The following is a 2,926-nucleotide window of genomic DNA, read 5'->3' as shown; positions in this document are numbered from 1 at the left end:
TTTGTACAGCATGGAACAGTATTGTCATGATAAATGGTGGAGGCGGGGGGATTTGTGTATAAATAACTTCTATATTTATATCAATAAAATACCCGTGTTTTGTTGATTACACCCCACGCAACGCCCCACAAATCAGCGGAGTAAAAAACCGCCTCGAAAGGTGACAAAAATCAGTTCGCACGCCGACTGTACCAATTACGGTTTAATGTCGTGCAAATGTTCCGGCACCAGCTCCAGCACCTCGGCGGGTGCCATAAGGCTGCCACCCTCCGGGTTGTTGAGAGCGTAACGCATCATGGCACGCGCAGCGCTAACTGCCGCCTCCTGCGGCGTCAATCCCGCCCTGCTACCCTGATGGACGCCGTTGTGTTGCCCGTGGCAGTCCATCACGTAACCTTTCCCGCGTTTGTAGATGATTACAGTGCTTTTCATTATTCATCTCCCAGTGCATTTGCGATTTTTACGCCCGCTGGCGCGACGCCTGGGGATTATTCGCCAAACACCTCTTTGAGGGTGGCGATGCGTTCCTCGGTGGCGTCTTTCAGGTCGCCGTCAATGCCGGAGATGGCTTCATAGACCTCACTTCCATGTTCTTTCGAGAGTTCATCGATAAGGTCTTGCTCTTCTTCGAGCAAGGAAATCATATCAACCCACCATTCATAATTTGCCTGGCTGGTCAGATAGACTTCGTCGCCTTCGTCTTCATCCCATTCGCGGCTGAATTGGCAACTGGTGTCATCGCCGAATGCACCGTGGTCTCCGATGATGTCAGACAAATTGTCCTGGCCGCTGGCGTTGCGCAGTTCGAGGACGTCGATTCTTCCGGTTTCGATAACTTTAACTTTCATTTTGGGTTCCTTTACTTGGTAAGTCGAACACGGTGCCGGTGTTCGTCGGCGGGTTGGCTTTCTCGCCTCCCATGTGTGCAGTATATTACTAGGCGCATAGTAATGCAAGCGCCTTTTTGCTTTTATTTTTGCCTTTTTTGATAATCCTCTATGAGATATAGGATTTTTTCCGCCTGGTTGCGGCCTTCAATTCGTTCCAGCCCGGCGCGGATGGCGGCAATGACCGCTGGGTCTTTATGGTTGACGGCAAAGCGGTTCGCTGCCGTCAGTCCGTTGATGAATTTTTTTGCTGCATCACGGCGCAGCTTTTTGCTGTGTTCGGTGTTTGCGTTTCGGCTCATGGGTTCCCCTGATAGTAAGAGACCGCCTTGCGGCGGCCTGCTGGGTTAGTTGAAAAGGGCTTCGACCTTTTCTATTTCGGCGCGGTAGTTGCTGCTGATTGTCCCTTTGCCGCTTTGGCTCACCAGCTTTTGCATGGCAATGTCATAGTAGAGCTGATAGTTGCGGTTGCCAGCAAAGCCCTTGTCGCAGGCATCCAGGTTGATGTAGATGCGGCGGCCATTCCACTCTTTGGCATAGCCAGGGATGCCAGCAGCCATCATTTTTTCGTTAATTTCTTTTGCGTTCATGTTGTTTACCTTTACTTGGTTAGTCAGCTACGTTGCCGGTAGCTGTCGGCACGTCAGCGTGTTTGCTGTCCATGTGTGTATAATATTACTATACGCCTAGTAATGCAAGAGCTTCACTAAGAATTTGCACTATTATATGTTTTTGAAGCGTTTTTTCGTCAAACCTTGATTTCTTGCCAGTCCAAGTCTGGCGCCTTGCCCTCAATGCGCAGGGTGATGGCATCAAAATAGACGCTCTCGCCAATCTGCGTCTGCCCGCTGACGATGACCACGCCGCCGGACGGGGTTTCACCGACCCAGGTGTCTGCCCCCTTGCCGCCGACGATTTTGGCGACAGCACGGTGGTGCGGGTTGATGAGGTCAATCAGTTGTTGGCGGATGTTCATGGCTTAGTCCCCCATGTAGCGGTCAATGGTGACGGTTTGGGTGACGACCGGTGCGCCGTTGTCCAGCTCGACCGCGACGCTCACGCCCTTGATGACACCTTGCCACGTCTGTCCCGCCTCTGCAAATGCCCACACGGCGCCGAGGCTGGCCAGCGGCAGCTGGTATTTTTCTGTCCACGGCAGTTGCACCGTCTCCATCTTGTGGGTGCCGGTCTCGCTCAAGGCATGGATGCCCGCGGCGCGCATGACGTCGCTGTCGGTGTAGGCGGCATGGGTTAGTGTTGAGGCTTCCGGCTGCTGGTCTGTCCCCTCACGATAGACGAGGCCGCCCTTGGCTTTGCCGCCGCCCACCAGCTCGGCCGCCGGTGTTATCCGCACCGCGTTGGCGCGCTCGCTGATGCGCCGCTGGCCGCTCACCGAGAGGATGAGGTTGGCGGGGATGGTGAGCGCCGGCGCCGGTTTTGCCCAGGCGGGTTGTCGCCACACGGGGCGGACAAACAGTTGCGCCTCGTAGGGGTGGCTCTCCACATACGCCCCGGCGGCGTGGGCGAGGTCGGCAATCACCTCTATCGGCGTCTGCCCTGATACGGTGTAGGTGTCGCCGGGGATGAGCCAATCGACCGCCTCCCACGCCGCGATGCGGTAGGGCAGCAGTTGGAGCTGCTCGTCGGCGATTTGCCGCGCGTAGCGGGCTTCACTGTATTTTTGGTGGCGCCCTTTGGCGTAGTCCGCGCCGAGGCGGGCGGTGATGCTGCGCCCGGTGACGGTATATGAGTGACCTATAAATTTGCGGGTGTCGCGGTAGTCTTCCGCCATGATGTCCCAGCGCTGGCCGTTGATGCGCATGGTGATGACGGCCTCGTCGCCCGCGGCACGTCCGTCGATGTTGAGGCGGGCAAAGGATGCGGGCGAGAGGGTGATGTCGCCCTGCCAGCAGTAGCTGGCGGTGTCGGTGGTGAGGCTGAGGGCGAGCAGGTCGAGCGGCTCGCCACCCACGTCGGCGGTGATTTTGTTGTGCATAACATATCCGGGGAGTATTGGCAGGTCGGTGGTGTCGCTGTCG

General features: G+C 56.4%; 6 protein-coding genes. All 6 read right to left on the bottom strand.

Annotated elements, in window-relative coordinates:
* Positions 1-195: 195 nt before the first annotated feature.
* On the bottom strand, positions 196-432 hold the full coding sequence (locus Q0349_RS09370) for a hypothetical protein (RefSeq protein ID WP_298080618.1): 237 nt from the start codon (positions 430-432) through the stop codon (positions 196-198).
* Between the two features lie 56 nt (positions 433-488).
* Positions 489-848 carry a hypothetical protein gene (locus tag Q0349_RS09365; RefSeq protein WP_298080617.1) on the bottom strand — a complete coding sequence of 120 codons (360 nt, stop codon included), beginning with the start codon at positions 846-848 and terminating at the stop codon, positions 489-491.
* A gap of 122 nt (positions 849-970) precedes the next feature.
* Positions 971-1,189 (bottom strand): hypothetical protein, encoded by a 219-nt coding sequence (locus Q0349_RS09360; protein WP_298080616.1) that lies wholly within the window; start codon positions 1,187-1,189, stop codon positions 971-973.
* Positions 1,190-1,234: 45 nt separating this feature from the next.
* Positions 1,235-1,477 (bottom strand): hypothetical protein, encoded by a 243-nt coding sequence (locus Q0349_RS09355; RefSeq protein WP_298080615.1) that lies wholly within the window; start codon positions 1,475-1,477, stop codon positions 1,235-1,237.
* A 158-nt stretch (positions 1,478-1,635) separates the two neighbouring features.
* On the bottom strand, positions 1,636-1,863 hold the full coding sequence (locus tag Q0349_RS09350) for a hypothetical protein (RefSeq protein WP_298080614.1): 228 nt from the start codon (positions 1,861-1,863) through the stop codon (positions 1,636-1,638).
* Between the two features lie 3 nt (positions 1,864-1,866).
* Positions 1,867-2,926 (bottom strand): hypothetical protein (locus Q0349_RS09345; protein ID WP_298080612.1); only part of this gene is annotated, 1,060 nt, incomplete at its 5' end.

Source organism: uncultured Cardiobacterium sp., assembly GCF_938028185.1.
Taxonomy (GTDB): Bacteria; Pseudomonadota; Gammaproteobacteria; order Cardiobacteriales; family Cardiobacteriaceae; genus Cardiobacterium.
The sequence above is the reverse complement of the archived record's forward strand: the minus strand, read 5'-3'. Positions and strand labels throughout refer to the sequence as shown.